This window comes from Streptomyces sp. DSM 40750, from assembly GCF_024612035.1.
In the GTDB taxonomy this organism is placed as follows: domain Bacteria; phylum Actinomycetota; class Actinomycetes; order Streptomycetales; family Streptomycetaceae; genus Streptomyces.
The window spans coordinates 3,728,139-3,742,316 of record NZ_CP102513.1; the positions used below are offsets into that span (position 1 = coordinate 3,728,139).

Here is a 14,178-nt window from a genome sequence, read left to right on the forward strand (position 1 = left end):
AACGACCAAGGAGTTCACAACGTGTCCCCTCTCTTCCCGGCCCTCACCGACGACACCCGGGCCGGGCGCCCCGCCCTCCGCTTCGGCGACCGTTCCCTGACCTACGCGGAACTCGCGGCCACGACCGGCGCCCTGGCGGACCGCCTCAAGGGCAGCGGCCGGGTCGCCGTCTGGGCGACCCCCACGCTGGAGACCGCCGTCGCCGTCGTGGCGGCCCTGCGGGCCGGCGTAGCCGCCGTACCCCTCAACCCGAAGTCCGGGGAGAAGGAACTCGGACACATCCTGTCCGACAGCGCCCCCTCCCTGGTGCTGACCGCGCCGACCGACGAACTCCCCTCGCCGCTGAGGGACTTGGAGCGCATCGACGTAGACGTGGACGAAGACGTGGACGGCACGGGCCAGGCCGACCTCGACGAACACACGGCGACCGGGGAGGACGCCGCCCTCGTCGTCTACACCTCCGGCACCACCGGCCCGCCCAAGGGCGCCGTCATCCCCCGCCGCGCCGTCGCGACCACCCTGGACGCACTGGCCGACGCCTGGCAGTGGACCGCCGACGACGTACTGGTCCACGCCCTGCCCCTCTTCCACGTACACGGTCTGATCCTGGGCATCCTGGGCCCGCTGCGGCGCGGCGGATCGGTCCGTCACCTGGGCAGGTTCGACACAGAAGGGGTCGCCCGGGAGCTGTCGGCCGGCGCGACCATGCTGTTCGGCGTGCCGACGATGTACCACCGGATCGCCGAGGCCCTGCCCGCCGAACCGGAACTGGCGAAGGCACTCGGCCGCGCTCGCCTCCTCGTCTCCGGCTCGGCCGCGCTGCCCGTGCACGACCACGAGCGGATCGCGGCGGCGACCGGGCGCCGGGTGATCGAGCGGTACGGCATGACGGAGACCCTGATGAACACCAGTGTCCGCGCGGACGGCGAACCCCGCGCCGGCACGGTCGGAGTCCCGTTGCCGGGCGTCGAGTTGAGGCTGGTCGAGGACGACGGCACGCCCCTCACCGCGTACGACGGCGAGTCGGTCGGCGAGATCCAGGTACGCGGCCCGAACCTCTTCACCGAGTACCTCAACCGCCCCGACGCGACCGCCGCCGCCTTCACCCCCGACGGCTGGTTCCACACCGGTGACATGGCCGTCCGCGACCCCGACGGCTATGTACGGATCGTCGGCCGCAAGGCCACCGATCTCATCAAGAGCGGCGGTTACAAGATCGGCGCGGGCGAGATCGAGAACGCGCTGCTGGAGCACCCGGGGGTGCGGGAAGCCGCGGTCACCGGTGAACCGGATCCCGACCTGGGCGAACGCGTAGTCGCCTGGATCGTCCCCGCGAACCCCCAATCACCGCCTCCCGCCCAGGAGTTGTCCGCCCACGTCGCCACCCGTCTGTCCCCCCACAAGCGCCCCCGAACCGTCCACTACCTTTCCTCCCTCCCCCGCAACGACATGGGCAAGATCATGAAGCGGGCACTGAGGACGGCCGACACGGATGACTGACCACCGCCGCACGGCCCGCGAGGTCATCGCCCTGGTGACCGACACATTCACCCAGCTCCCCGACTCCGAGAGGGAGTACGAGCCCGACGGCCCCCTCGCCTGGCAGGGCTACGACGCCTCGCGCGCCCGGGCCGCCGAGCGCACCGGGGAGGAGGAGTCGGTGGTGTGCGGGCGGGCGACCATCCGTACGACGGAGGCCGTGCTCATCGCCTTCGAGTTCGGCTTCCTCGGCGGCTCGCTCGGCGAACGCACCGGCGACCGGCTGGAGTCGGCGTACGGGTACGCCCGCGAGCAACGACTGCCGGTCGTCTCGCTGATCGCGACCGGCGGCAGCCGCATGCAGGAGGGGATGCGCGCCCTCAGCCAACTCCAGCGTGTGGCACGCCAGTCGGCGCTCACCCGCGCCGCGGGCCTCCCCCAGATCGCCGTACTCCGCGACCCGACGACGGGCGGGGGCTGGGCCACCCTCGGCGCGGGCGCCGACGTGATCCTCGCCCTCCCCGGCGCCCAGGTCGGCTTCGCCGGCTCCCGGGTCCGCCCGCCCGACGCGGACCCTGCGGCGTACACGGCCGAGTCCCAGGTGGCGGCGGGCTCGGCGGACGCGGTCGTACCCCCGGAGGACCTACGAGAGACGCTGGCCCGGTGGCTGACCCTGCTGACCACCCCCTCCACGACCCCGGCACCCCCACCGGATGCCCTCCCGACACCCCATGAGGCGCCCACCCTCCCCACCACCGGCTGGGAAGCCGTGACCCGCGCCCGATCCCCCCAACGCCCCCGCGCAGACGCCTACTTGGACGCGTACTTCACCCGCCGCGCGGCCATCAGCGGCGACCGCGTCGGCGGCGGCACCGACCCGGGCATGGCATGCGGCTTCGGCGAGCACGAGGGCCGGACCGTCGCCTACGCGGCCCAGCGAGGCACGGCGACCCGCCCGGCGGGCTACCGCACCGCCGCCCGCCTGATCCGTCTCGCCGACCGCCTGGGCATCCCCGTACTGACCCTGGTCGACACCCCCGGCGCCGCGAACGACGCCGACGCGGAACGCCAGGGCGCCGGCGCCGCCATCGCGGACCTCTTCACCGCCGTGGCCACCGCCCGCACTCCCGTCACCACGCTCCTCATCGGCGAGGGCGGCTCGGGCGGCGCCCTCGCCCTCGCCGCACCGGACAACACCTGGGCCGCACCGGACAGTTACTTCTCGGTGATCGCACCGGAACTGGCGGCCGCGATCCTCAAGCGCCCGGAGGAGCGAGTACGGGCGACGGCGGACGAACTCCGGGTGCGGCCACAGGACTTGGTGGAGCTGGGCGTAGTACGGGGAGTCGTCGGCCCGTCGGACGGGGCGTGAAAGGAGATACGGAAACCGCGACAACCACCGGCACGTCCGTAACAATGTCCCAGGCAAGAAGTGATGACGATACGTCATGAACCAAGCGGTGACGGCACGTCATGGGCGACGAAAAAGCGGGGGCGCCATGGAAGGCCTGGTGGAGTTCAAGACCGAGGACGGTGCCGTGATCACCGTCGAGACGTCGGAGGACGAGTCGGGTTCCGGCTCCCGCCTCGTCGCGCGCGGCGACGACGGCACGGTCCAGGCGACGCGTACCTTCGAGAACTCCCTGGAGGGGGTGCGGGCGGCCGCCGCGTCGGCGCTCCGGGTGTTCCGGGACGGCTCGCTGCGACCGGACACCGTGGAACTCGAATTCGGGGTGAAGCTCACCGCGGAGGCGGGCGCACTGATCGCGAAGAGCGCGGTCGAGGGCCATCTCGTGGTCAAGCTCTCCTGGTCACCGAGACCGACCGACGGCTCCGACGCCTCCGACAGTTCCACGGGGACCGCTCCCGCCTCATGACCAGCGCCTCCTGGCACGCCAGAATCAGCTGCGGCCGCGACAGCGGAGCCGGCTTCCTGGTCACCGAACGCCATGTGCTGACCTGCGCGCATGTCATCGCCCGCAGCGGTACGGAACCGGTGCACGTCTCCTTCGCACACGGCCTCACCCCGTCCGTCGCCCCCGATCACCCCGACGCGGCGATCCCCGCCCGGGTGATCGCCCACGGCGGCTGGGCCGGACGCGACACCGACCCCGGCGATGTCGCCGTACTCGAACTCGACCGGGAAGTTCCCTTCAGGCCCGCGGAGTTCGCGGCCCCCGGCGACGCGTACGGCGACCCGCCGCGCAAACTCCTCGCCTACGGCTTCCCGAAGAAGTACGAGGAGGGCACGCTGGCCGAGTATCGGACGACCGCTCACCAGTTGATCGCCGGCGAATGGATTCAGCTGGAGGCGTGGGCTTCGTACGGGCAACCGCTCGCCCCGGGCTTCAGCGGGGCGGCGGTCACGCTGGCGGACACCGGCCAGGTCGTCGGCATGGTCTCGGCAGCCGCGCGCGACCCCGCTGTCCGCAACGGCCGTATGCTGCCCGCCACCGTGATGACCCGCTACTGGGCACCCCTCGGCGACCTGATACCGACCCCGGAGTACGACCGCGCGCAGAGGAAACGGCTGCGGCTGTTGATCGAGGCGGTCGGGCGGCGGGGCGGACCGGCGTGCGCACCCGATCGGCTTTACCGCGAGGCTGTCGGGCGGTTCGGGCCGCCACCGCCCCGCCGGTTCGACTCGTTGTGGGACGCGGCCTGGTATCTGCTGTCCGAGGTGCGTGGCCGGGAGGCCGTGGCGCGGTTCGCCGGAAGGCTGGCCGACTTCGTCGAGGACGAGCCGACCCGGGACGCGCTGCGGTCGTGGCCCTACGCCGCCGAAACGGCCGCGGCTACACCCGTCCCCCGGGTGGCGCCGGCCCGCACCTGGTCACCCATCCTCGTCGAGATCGAGCCGAGCGGCCGCGGCGACCGCCTGTTGCTCGTCGAGGTGTCCGCCTACGACGGCCGCCACCGCCGACTGGTGGGTTCCGACCGGCTGCCCGCCGAGCAGGTCCGCGCGTACGCCCTGGCGCGCATCGACGAGGCCTATCGCGAACTTGAGCCGGGGGCGCAGGAGTTGATCGCCTTCGTGCTGCCGAGGCGCTGGCTCAACGCCGATGTGGCGCACTGGCACCGCAGCACCGACGACATGAGCCCCCTGGGGTCCTTCGCACCCCTTGTCGTCATGGACATGGAGCGTCGGCGCAGCGGTGCGCTCCAGCACCGGCTGCGGAAGAAGTGGCGGGACCTCGACGACCGGCAGGACACCCGGCTGCACCGTATCGGCTGTGCCTCCGTCGGCCAGGATCCGTTGAAACTCACGGTCGGGTTGCGGCGGGACGTGGACATGGTCGGCTTCGCCACCCCGCCGCGTACGGACGAGTCCCGGCGGCTGTTCCAAGCGAGCCTGAACGCAGCCGTACCGGTGATGCTGTGGCCGCGCTCCGCCTGCCAGGGCGGCGCCGCGCACGAGGACTGCGGAGGATCCACGTTCCTGGACCGCCTCACCGAACACCTCGCAGGCCTTCCGGCCGGTGAACTCCCAGCCCACATCCACGAGTTGCGGGAGGCGGCATACTCCTCCGACTCCGCCGAACCGCACTGGGCCCACGACCTGGCACTGCTCTGGGAGGACCCCAGATGTCTGCCCGACCCGGGCGGCTTCCAGCACTCCCCTGTCGGCTGATCACACGTGCGCACCCGAGGAGACCCGAACCATGTCCCTGTGGCCCCTCTACACAGGTACGAACGAGCCCCACGACGGCATCGAAAAGCTCCCCGCCCCGCCGCCCTGGCGCGCGTTCGGCGGCGGCCCCGTCCTTCCGACTCCGGCCGAGGACGCCGACGCCTCGGCCGCTTCGCCGGACCGCAGACACCGCGCCCGCACCTACCTCGCCACCGACCGCACGGTCCAGCTCGTCAACGCCGCCCTGTATCTGCGGCGGCCCCTGCTGGTGACCGGTCCGCCGGGCAGCGGCAAATCGAGCCTGGCCTACGCCGTGGCACGGGAGCTGCGGCTGGGGCCGGTACTGCGCTGGAACATCACCAGCCGGACCACCCTCCAGGACGGCCTGTACCAGTACGACCCACTGTCCCGTCTGTACGCGGCCAAGCGCGCCGCCGCCGAGGAACTCCCCTCGGACGGCGAACTCCAGGACCATCTGCGCCTCGGCCCGCTGGGCACGGCGCTGCTGCCGTACAGCCGTCCGCGCGCCCTGCTGATCGACGAGATCGACAAGAGCGACCCGGACCTGCCGAACGACCTGCTGAACGTCCTGGAGGAGGGCCAGTACGAGATCCCGGTGCTGGTGCGGGGCGCTCGGCATACGCCGACCGCCCAGGTGATGATCGACGGCACGGACACCCGGGTGCCGGTGGAGGGCGGGCGGGTGAGATGCCATGCGTTCCCGTTCGTGGTGCTGACGAGCAACGGGGAGCGGGAGTTCGCCCCGGCATTTTTACGGCGGTGCGTACGCCTTGAGCTGCACCAGCCACGGGACGAGCACCTGGAGCAGATCGTCCGTGCGCACCTGGGTGAACCGGACGAGTACGCACGCGGGCTGATCGCCCATTTCCTGGAGCGGGGCACGGCGGGTGAACTGGCCACGGACCAACTGCTGAACGCCATCTACCTGACCGGCGCGGCGGAGCTGGACGCCGTCTCCCGGGACGAGCTGGCCGAGCAGCTGATGCCGTATCTGAGCCGGTCCGGCGATGAGGCGGACGGGCTGTTCTGATGGCCTCACCGGGGGCGGACGCGATCGCCCGGCTCGCCGGCCTGCTCGCCGGGACGCGCGGCGGCGAACGGCCGACCGCCGTGGAGCTGGCCGAACTGCTGTGGCTGGCCCAGCACATGCAGCCCGCCCCGGCGCCGGCCGCCGCCGCCCCGGACGGCGGCCGACCACCCGAGGACCCGGAGACCGCCGAGACCTTGGCGGTGGACGCACCCAGCGGCCTCCCGGACCCGGAGGAGCCGGAGAACACCGCGGGCACCCGGCGACCGGAACAACGGAAGCCCTTCCGCCCGCCGGCCCCACCCGTCCCGTCGGGCGCCCCGGCCCAGCGCCCGGACGACCGTGTCCCCCTGTGGCTTCCCCGTCCCGTGGCGCCGGGGGACTCCACGACGGTGGGCACGCATACGGCTCTCCTCGCCCCCGTGCCCCCGTTGCTGTCCAGCCCGCTCGCTCTCCAGCGTGCACTGCGTCCGCTGAAGCGACGGGTGCCCGCCCCCGTCGGCCAGGAACTGGACGAGGAGGCGACCGCCCATCGCATCGCCGGTCTCCACGCCGACCCGGAGTGGTGGCTGCCCGTCCTGCGACCCACCACCGAGCGCTGGCTCACTCTTCACCTGGTGCACGACAGTGGCCCGACCATGCCCGTCTGGCAGCCGCTGATCCGTGAGCTGAAGACCGCGCTGTCCCAGTCGTGCGTCTTCCGCACGGTGGAGTCGCACGCACTCGCCTCCGACGGGACGGTCCGCGGGCCGGGACTCCTGGAGGTGCACGAGCGTTCGGTCGTGCTACTGGTCAGCGACTGCATGGGGCCGCAGTGGCGGGAGGGCCCGGCGGGCGAGCGCTGGTACGCGGCGCTGCGTCGCCTGGCAGCCCGGATGCCGGTCGCCGTGCTGCAGCCGTTGCCGGAGCGTCTGTGGCGCACCACGGCGCTGCCGACGGCCACCGCCTCGTTGAGCGCCCCCTCCCCGGCCGCGCCCGCCTCGGCGTACGCCGTGGACTCCTACGCGACGCGGACCGCCGAACCGGGTTCCCTCCCGCTTCCCGTCCTGGAAGCCTCGGCCCCCTGGCTGGCGAACTGGGCGAAGCTGGTGGCCCAGGGCGCCCGGACTTCCGGCTCGGTGGCGCTGCTCGGCCCGGAGCCGCCGCCCTCTCCCGTGGACGACAAGGGCCGGGGAGACGTGGCGCGGCTCTCCCCGGAGGATCTCGTCCTGCGCTTCCGTTCCCTCGCCTCCCCGGAGGCGTTCCGGCTGGCCGGTCATCTCGCGGTCGGGCCCCCCGACCTGCCGGTCATGAGGCTGGTGCAGGCGGCGATCGAGCGCGCCCCCCAGCCGCGGCATCTGGCGGAGGTGATCCTCAGCGGAGCCCTGAAGACCGTGCCGGGTCCGCCCGGCACGTACGCCTGGCGGCCGGGGGTGCAGGAAGTGCTGCTGCGGACACTGCCGCGTACCGACCTCGGCCGGACCCATGAACTCCTCGCCCGCGCGGGGAAGCCGATCGACCGCCTGGCCGGTGTCTCGGCGGGAGACTTCCCGGTCGCGGCACCGGGCGGCGGGGACGTCACCGCCGACGGCGAGCCCTTCGCGACGGTGCTGTCGGAGAGTATTCGGCGGCTTGGGGGCTTCGGGGAGCAGGTGCTCCTCGAACGGTACCGGCTGACGGAGCCGAGGAGGCCGGGCGTTCGGCTGTCACGGGCCGAGGACCTGAGGCTGAACCGTCCGGTGCTGGTGCACTGGTGTCCCGACCCGCCCGGCCCGCCCGACCGGCCCGGCCGTTCGATCCTGTCGCCCACGCAGTCCGGGTTCATTCGACAGGCCCAGGCGCTGGCCGAGGTCCACAGCGACCATGTGGCCGCACTGCGGGACTTCGGGGTCGAAGGCGCCACTCCGTACGTGGTCACCGAGTTCGTCGACGGCCTCGCCTTCGACGAACTGGTACGGGGCAGCGGCCCCGGGCTGTCGTTCGGCATGCTCATCGGGCTGGTCAGGGACATCGCGTCGGGGCTGGAGGCGCTGCACGAGAAGGGCCTGGTGCGGGGCCGGTCGGGCCTGGACGGGCTGGTGCTGCGCCCGGACGGTACAGCCGTCATCACCCGCCTCACCCTGGGAGAGCCGGAGGCGGGCAGGACCGAGGCGACCGATCTGCACGACCTGGGCATGCTGCTGCACGAGGTGGCCTTCCTGCGCGGTGCCGGCATCGAGGACGGCACCGCACGCAAGACGCTGGAGACTCTGTTCGCGGAGGTCTCGGGCGGTCTGCGGTCCGGCGCCCCGGCTGTCCGGGCCCAGGCGCTGGAGACCATCCGGTCACCCCGGTTCGAGGAGGCGATGACCCTCGCGGACCGGTACCGGCAGCGGTTCGCGCTGCTGGGCCCGCCGCGCCTGCTCCGGAACAGGACCACGGCCGCCGCTCCGCTGTCCCCCGACGCGTGGGCCCTGCTGTGTGTGCTGCTGTCGCGGCCCGGCAGCAGCGTGCCCCGGGCCGAACTCGCCGACGGCGTCTGGGACCAGCCGCCCGCACAGCACGGCAGGACCCCTCCGCTCGACCAGCTCGTCGCGGAGGTACGGGCGGTCCTGGACTACGGTTCTTTGGCCGAGGTCGACGGCGGGTTCGCGGTGCACGCGCCGGTCGACCACATCGATGTGACCGGCTGCGAGCAGCTCGCGGCCAGGGCGAGGTCCCTGCGGAGGGAAGGCGATCCGACGGCCGCCCGCGCCGCCGTGCAGTCCGCCCTCGACCTCTGGTACGGCGACCCGCTCGACGGTGTGCCGGGCTCCGCCGCGGAAGCGACCCGCGCCCGGCTGCGCGAGCTGCGTGTGAGCCTGTTCGTCGCCAAGGCCGAACTCGACCTGGAACTGGGTGAGTTCGACCGCGCCGCCGACTACCTCACCTCTCTGCTCCGGTCCCATCCCGACCAGCAGGACCTGCGCCGGCTGTTGTCGCTCGCCCACCAGCGGCGGCGCCCGGCCGACGAGCCCGCGGAGCCCGTCATCACGGTGGAATTCCCGGACCTCGTCGGACACTCCCCGCAGGCGCGCCGCGTCCTCGCCCTCACCCTCTCCCGGCTGCCCCACCGGCCCGACTACTTCGTGGAAGAACTCTTCCCACTCGACAACGGCTTCGTGGTCACCCCCTCCTCGGCCCGCAACCTGCTGTCGGTACTGAAGCCCGTCATGGGAGAACTCCAGGACGTCCTGCTCGAGTCGGAGAGCCCGCCCGAGGTCCACGTCACCCTCTGGCACCGGAGCCCCACCGGCACCGAACCGCCACTCGTCCTGCCCGACCTCGTACCGTCCGCCGGGGGCGTGCTGCTCATCCTCTCCCCCGTCCTGTACACGGACCTCATCAGTGTGGGCGGGTTCGCCGACCCGTCCCTCTTCGTACCCGTGCCCGGGGAGACGACGCACGCCGGGCCCGTCGCCTGGTGCTGCCGCGTGGACCTGCCCGCACGGCCCGACCCGGAGCCCGAATCACCGGTGCGCGGCCCGTTCCGCACCCACGACCTCGCCGCCGCCCGCCCCGCGTACCCGGACCGCACGGCCGTCGTGCACTCCCGGCCCGACGGCTCACTGACACTCCTCGACCCCCACCACCCGCCCGGTGAACCCACCGCGCGCAGCACGAGGTTCTACGACGTCGACCTCACTCCCCGCCGGTCCACCCACGTGGTGTCCCTGCCCGGTGCCGACGGCGGCGACTTCGTCGTCTCGGCCGAACTGTCCTGGCGCGTCACCGACCCCGTGGCCCTCGTGCGCTCCGGGGCGAGCGCCATCACGGAGCACCTGCTCGACCACTTCGGCGAAGCCGCCTCGAACATCAGCCGGCTCCACCCCGGGGGGCAGGAGGGGCCCATGCGGCAGGCGGTACGCGACGGTGTGCGCGAGTGGCCGGTGCCGGGGGTGTCCGTGTCGCTCACGCTGAGGCCCGTCCCGGCCCCGCCCCCGGGCGCGGCACAGCAGGCGACGGCGAGCAGGCGGACCGTCATCGGCGATCTGCTTGCCGGCGCCGGCACGGTCCTGCTCGGCTTCGACGGCCCCCTGCTCCGGCTCCACTCCTCACCCGGCCAGGAGCGGCAGCTCGCGCGCGAGATCGCCGGCGTACTGGCGGAGCGGCATCGCCACAGCGCGGCGCCGCTCCCCTCCGATCTGGACCTGGACGATCCGCTCGATCTGCTGCGGGGCCTGGCCCGCCATCCGCTCGGCGCACAGGCGAGCGACCTCCTCGACGCGCTGGAGGAGAACGCGGTCACCCAGGAGTCGTCCGCCACTCCCCTCGCCGACGCCCTGCTGCGCGAGCTGCACTCCACCGACCAGGTGACCGCCGTCCTCACGGACAATTCGAGGGCCGCCGTCATGGCGTACCTGGCCGAACACGATCTGGCCGAGGTGATCGCCGACCGCGTCTACGCCCGCCCCTGGGATCTCACACTCATGATGCCGAACCCCGACCGGCTGGGCCAGGCGCTCGTCGATCTCGGCGCCGCACCGTCCGGCACCGTGTTCATCGCCTCGTCGGTCGCCGAACTGGACGCCGCGACGGCCCTGGGGGTGCCCTTCATCGGTTACGCCCGCACCCGGCAGATCGCCCGCACCCTTCGGCGTGCGGGCTGCGAACACGCCGTCACCTCCCTACAGCCGCTGCTCAACGCGCTGCGCGCCACCTGACCTCGCATCAAACAGAGAACCCCCGTCCAGGCCGCACCCCCCACCCGGCCCACCCCAACAGGCACCCCCGGCCCGCCCCGCGCACGATGCAAGGGAAGCAGGGAACCGCCGACCGGCGGCGGCCCGCACGGCCCGTGCTCTCGGGAGGATCCGCAATGACCGCGATGACCGCCAGTCTGGAGCAGCTGCGCCGCTGCCACTTCGGCGTCGACCTTGGGGCGGCGCGGACCCGGGTGTACGTGAAGGGCGCGGGCCTCGTGGTGGATCAGCCGAGCGCGGCCGCCGTGAACACGCGGACGGGCGCACTGATCGCGGTCGGGGAGTTCGCGGAGAGGATGACGGGCCGTACGCCCGACTACATCCGGGTCGTGCGTCCTGTCTCCGGCGGTACGGTCGTCGACATCGAGATGGCCCAGCGCATGCTGCGCCATCTGCTGGGCGACAAGGTCCGCCGTACGCTGCGCCGCAAGCCCGTCCTGCGCGCGGCCGCCTGCACCCCGCACGACGCGGACCCCCTCGCCCAGCGCGCCACGATCGAGACCCTGGTGGGCCTCGGGGCGCGCCGTGTGGAACTGGTCGACACCCTCATCGCGGCGGCGGTCGGCTGCGGTCTGCCCGTCGAGCAGCCCGAGGCCACCATGATCATGGTGTGCGGCGCGGCGGCCACCCAGCTGGCCGTCCTCTCCCTCGGCTCGGTCGTCAACGCCGTCCGCATCCCCGTCGGCGGCGAGGCCATCGACCAAGCGATCGTGCAGCACCTGCGACTGCGCCACGAGCTGACGCTGCCCAGCCAGTCCGTACGGCCGCTCCAGTTGGCCCTCTCCGGCAACGGCCTCACCCCGCACGGCCCCGCCTCCACCGAGATCCACGGTCTGGACGTGGCGACGGGGCTGGCCCGCTCGGTCCAGGTGGACACCGCGGCCGTACGCGACGCCATCCAGACCCCCCTCACCGCCGTGGTCGACGGCATCGGCAAGGTGCTGCGCGACTGCCCGCCCGACCTGGTGGCCGACCTCGCCGACCGGGGCATCATGATGGTCGGCGGCAGCGCTCTCCTCCCCGGCTTCGACCAGATGCTCCGCCACGCGACCGGTATGCCGGTCCACATCGCCGAACGCCCCGACGTCTGCGCCGCCGTCGGCGTCGGCGCCATGCTGGAGGGCCGCCTCGAACCCCTCCGCCTGGACCCGGTGGACGACTGACCTACGACGTCGAGCCGACGCCGCCCCCCACCAGCACCACCACGCCCCCTCCTGCGAACATTCCTGCGAACGGCAGCGCCCCGGAGCACACGGGGGCGGCCGGTACCACGGCGGTCACAGGGCGGTCGCCCCTGTGAGCCCGCGACGCCCCACCGAACGCCTGTACGTGTCATTCTCGCCGAAGTCCCGCGCCGCTAGGGTTACTTGTGAAGACCGCGGCCACGGAGGTGAGCGCAGGGATGCCAGGGCCCGTGACCCGGATCGGTATCACCGGACACCGGGAGATCCCGGACGCCGCCCTGTCCGCCGTCCGCTCGGGCATCCGGGCGGAGTTACGGGGCCGTCCCGCCACCCGGGCCCTCAGCAGCCTCGCCGCCGGTGCCGACCAGCTCTTCGCGGAGATCGCCCTGGAGAGCGGCATCCCGCTGACCGCCGTGATCCCCGGCATGGACTACGAGACCCATCTGGGCGACGACGAGGTCCGGGCCGCCTACCGCCGCCTCCTCAAATGCTGCGCCGCCCGTGTGGAACTGCCGTACGAACGCACCCACGACGAGGCGTACTACGCGGCCGGCCGCTACATCGTCGACCACGCCGACCGCATGATCGCCGTCTGGGACGGCGCCCCGGCCCGAGGACTCGGCGGCACGGCCGACATCGTCGACTACGCGCGCCTCACGGGCGTCCCGGTGACGGTGCTGTGGAGCCCGGGTGTACGGCGTGCCTGACCCGGCCGTGCCGTCCTGATGCTTCGTCATGATCCGAACCGCACGAGCCAGTCCGTGTGCTGGGGCGAGACCAGCCGCTCCGCCTCCGCGACCGCGTCCGCCCATCCCTCCTCGGTGACGGTGGTGCCCATGGCGACCCGCAGGGTGTCCAGGTCCTGTTCGACGAGCGAGTGGGCGTACGTCAGCGGCCGGTGACGCCGGACCTCCTGCCAGGCCACGCCCGCCGCGGCCGCGGCGCTCAGGACGCCGGTCGGGTCCCAGCGGCCGCTGATCGCCCCGGCCGCCCTGAGCACGGCGGCGAGGAGCGCCAGCAGCGTCAGGAAGGTCGTCACACCGGACCAGCGCACGGAGGCGCGGTGGGCCTGCCCGGCCTTGTTGCCGTACCAGGCGAGTTGCTCCAGGACCCGGTCGCGGAGATAGATGTCGCGCCGGGTCGCGAACGGCTTGGCGCGCACGGTACGCATCATCGGCGTGACCTGTCCGAGCCCGAGTTCGGTGACGCTCTCGCGCGGGTCCTCCCACCCCACCTTCCGCAGTTCGCTGAGGCGTTCCTCCAGACGTTCGGCGAAGAGGGCCTCGGGGTTGACGAGCCGGGAGTGGAACGGCCCACCGTGGACCATGAACTGCCAGGCCAGCGACTTGATCACTTCGGCGGCGGCGCGGTGGGCCTGCCATTGCGCCCGGGCGCGGCGGCGGGAGGCGTAGAGGCCGATCCCGACCGTCAGGGCGTAGAACACGGCGGCGACGGCCGACAGCACACGGCTGCCCACCCGTTCGGCCAGCGAGGCGGTCGCCGTGGCGAGCAGCAGGACGACCAGCTGGGTACGGACCACCCTGAATGATTCACCCTGATGGGTCAGTGCCTTCTCATCGCTGACGCGGAACAACGGGGACAGGTCTCGATCACTCACCGTGGTGCTGGGGCCGGGCGTCACAGCCATGCACACCTCGTACGGATGCTGGAAGTCAACGGAACGGTCATGCTCTCGTCAATTTTGAATGAGCGCCAGATCGCCACCCCCCAGTCACCCCGCCAACCGCCCTGTCACATCGCGCAGCGAACCCATGTCGGCGCATGATAGAAACGCGAAAGTCTGTAGTCTGTCGTCCACCCTCATGTCCGAGCCTCGACCAAAACGACCTCGTCAGCAAGGGACCGATGACAGCGTCCCTTTTTTCGAACTGGAGCGACGAGATGAACCTTTCCTTCACGAAGACGACGCGTGGATCGGACACCGCCCGGTCGGCCCACAAGAGGCTCACCCCGCTCGCGACGGTCGCCGTGCACGAGCCCCGCACCCAGCGCTCCACCGGACGGGTGACGGACGCTCGCGGTCTGCACCTCGCCAAGCCGGGGTTCACCTCCAGCATCTGACGTAGGCCAACCGGGGCCTCAACCTCCTTATGGATCAAGGAAGTTGGGCCCCGT

At 72.4% G+C, this 14,178-nt stretch carries 10 protein-coding genes; 9 read left to right on the forward strand and 1 reads right to left on the reverse strand.

The annotated features are described in order from the left end of the window. The first annotated feature begins 21 nt into the window (after positions 1-21). The 8 genes from JIX55_RS16710 to JIX55_RS16745 all read left to right on the forward strand — a co-directional run bounded on the left by JIX55_RS16710 (position 22) and on the right by JIX55_RS16745 (position 12,749). On the forward strand, positions 22-1,500 hold the full coding sequence (locus tag JIX55_RS16710) for an acyl-CoA synthetase (RefSeq protein WP_257564125.1): 1,479 nt from the start codon (positions 22-24) through the stop codon (positions 1,498-1,500). Beyond that, positions 1,493-2,851, forward strand: coding sequence for a carboxyl transferase domain-containing protein (locus JIX55_RS16715; RefSeq protein ID WP_257564126.1), 1,359 nt, complete (start codon positions 1,493-1,495; stop codon positions 2,849-2,851). The genes JIX55_RS16710 and JIX55_RS16715 overlap by 8 nt, the downstream gene beginning before the upstream one ends. A 127-nt stretch (positions 2,852-2,978) precedes the next feature. Then, the gene (locus tag JIX55_RS16720) at positions 2,979-3,356 is read left to right on the forward strand and encodes a CU044_2847 family protein (protein WP_257564127.1); all 378 of its coding nucleotides are present in this window, start codon (positions 2,979-2,981) and stop codon (positions 3,354-3,356) included. Continuing rightward, positions 3,353-5,110: a serine protease gene (locus JIX55_RS16725; RefSeq protein WP_257564128.1), complete on the forward strand. Its 1,758-nt coding sequence runs from the start codon at positions 3,353-3,355 to the stop codon at positions 5,108-5,110. Before JIX55_RS16720 ends, JIX55_RS16725 begins: the two co-directional genes overlap by 4 nt. 31 nt (positions 5,111-5,141) lie before the next feature. Continuing rightward, positions 5,142-6,161: an AAA family ATPase gene (locus tag JIX55_RS16730; protein ID WP_257564129.1), complete on the forward strand. Its 1,020-nt coding sequence runs from the start codon at positions 5,142-5,144 to the stop codon at positions 6,159-6,161. Then, positions 6,161-10,819: an SAV_2336 N-terminal domain-related protein gene (locus tag JIX55_RS16735; RefSeq protein WP_257564130.1), complete on the forward strand. Its 4,659-nt coding sequence runs from the start codon at positions 6,161-6,163 to the stop codon at positions 10,817-10,819. The genes JIX55_RS16730 and JIX55_RS16735 overlap by 1 nt, the downstream gene beginning before the upstream one ends. Before the next feature lie 164 nt (positions 10,820-10,983). Then, positions 10,984-12,021 (forward strand): rod shape-determining protein, encoded by a 1,038-nt coding sequence (locus JIX55_RS16740; RefSeq protein WP_257569351.1) that lies wholly within the window; start codon positions 10,984-10,986, stop codon positions 12,019-12,021. A gap of 251 nt (positions 12,022-12,272) precedes the next feature. Beyond that, positions 12,273-12,749 carry a hypothetical protein gene (locus tag JIX55_RS16745; protein ID WP_257564131.1) on the forward strand — a complete coding sequence of 159 codons (477 nt, stop codon included), beginning with the start codon at positions 12,273-12,275 and terminating at the stop codon, positions 12,747-12,749. A 26-nt stretch (positions 12,750-12,775) separates the two neighbouring features. On the opposite strand, the gene JIX55_RS16750 is transcribed toward JIX55_RS16745, so the two are convergent. After that, the gene (locus JIX55_RS16750) at positions 12,776-13,690 is read right to left on the reverse strand and encodes a DUF4231 domain-containing protein (RefSeq protein WP_257564132.1); all 915 of its coding nucleotides are present in this window, start codon (positions 13,688-13,690) and stop codon (positions 12,776-12,778) included. A gap of 254 nt (positions 13,691-13,944) precedes the next feature. Between JIX55_RS16750 and JIX55_RS16755 the strand changes: the two genes are divergently transcribed. Then, on the forward strand, positions 13,945-14,124 hold the full coding sequence (locus JIX55_RS16755) for a hypothetical protein (protein WP_257564133.1): 180 nt from the start codon (positions 13,945-13,947) through the stop codon (positions 14,122-14,124). Positions 14,125-14,178 lie beyond the last annotated feature (54 nt).